1 protein-coding gene is annotated in these 1509 nt (G+C 56.0%); it reads left to right on the forward strand.

Annotation, left to right across the window (positions count from 1 at the left end):
* Positions 1-1509, forward strand: a 1509-nt coding sequence (locus E1189_RS01585; RefSeq protein ID WP_230459973.1) for a hypothetical protein, incomplete at both ends; no start/stop codon positions are given.

The following is a 1509-nucleotide window of genomic DNA, read 5'->3' on the forward strand; positions in this document are numbered from 1 at the left end:
GACACTCAGGTTAAAATTCACGGACACCGGATGGAGCTGGGGGACATTGAAAGCGCCCTGATACAGTTACCCTGGATCGATAATGCGGCAGCCGCCTGCCAACAACAAACACTGGTCGGTTATATTGTGCCGGACAAAAGGCGTCTGCCAGGAACGGATCAACGTCATAGTCATGCCAAACTAGTAGATCCTGCGGACAGGCTCTCATTCAAACTGGCACAGAACGGTCCAATGCCGGTCAGTGATACGGACACCGTTATTCCTCTAGCGCAGGATGGGGGTGAAGCCGACGATGATTTCCTCTACAGCCCGGCCTGGTTAACAGATGAGTCTATCTCCAGTGAGGTTGTCCCGTTGACACTGAACTCATTCCGTCAGTTACTGTCTGGTCTGCGCTGTTATCACGATGCTGGGGCACCGTTGCCCAAATATGGTTACCCCTCCGCGGGTAGCCTCTACCCTGTCCGCCTCACCTTGCACATTGGGAACAATACCATTACAGGGTTACCCGGTGGACGCTATGCCTACCACCCCGATCACCAATTGATCCGACTGGCTGGGGATAGCGGCTCGCAGCCATCCCTAGTTCTGGAGCTCAGCGCCTGGCTGCCCGCCATCCAGCCCATGTACGGCGAGATGGCTCTGCGTTTCTGTCAACTGGAAGCCGGCGCTATGATTGCCCAACTGGCAGCCTGTGCCGGTCCACTGGGTATTGCCCTCAAGACCTCTGTACCAGACACCCATAACCGTGCATCGGACCAGCCGGACTGGCCGCTGGCACAGATCACATTAACAACCCGCACCGTGCCAGTCGGTGACAAGAAGCACCATGCCTTACGACAACGCCGCAGCTACCGCCGATTTACCGGGCACACTCTGGATTTTGCAACACTGGCACGCTGGCTATCGCCTGCACAGACCTGGGCGAATCAGCATCAACTGAAGCTCTGCATACTCAGGCGAACAACACAACAATCTGAGACAACGGAAGGGGACTGGCAGTGGCTGGATAACAAGAACAGCCCGGTCAACCAAACAATTCTGGATCAGCTGCAGCTCTGGCCGGACAGCGCTATTGCCTTGGTCATTACCGCGACCCCGGACACACCGCCCACTCCCCTCTTACTGTTAAACGCAGGTCACCTGGGGCAGCAACTGCAACTAACCGCCATTGATCACAATATAGGGCTATGCCCTCTCGGCGCCTGGACAGAACCCACACACGAGGGACATTCTGTACTCTACACCTTTGTCGGCGGACAGGTGGCCTCCGATGCCTGGCAGAGTCCCGGTGAACAACAACCAGACCTGAACGAAGTGATCAACCGCCAGTTAAGCCGACAGCTCCCGGAGTATATGGTGCCACAGGTCTATATGATGTTAGAGGCTCTGCCCCTGACAACAAATGGTAAGGTAGATCGTAAAGCCCTGCCTGTTCCGGAGATTGTCAGTACCGCTGCGTATGTGGCACCTACCAATGACACCGAACAACACCTGTGCACCCTCTGG

Origin of the sequence: Parendozoicomonas verongulae, assembly GCF_009711465.1 — a bacterium.
Lineage (GTDB): Bacteria > Pseudomonadota > Gammaproteobacteria > Pseudomonadales > Endozoicomonadaceae > Sansalvadorimonas > Sansalvadorimonas verongulae.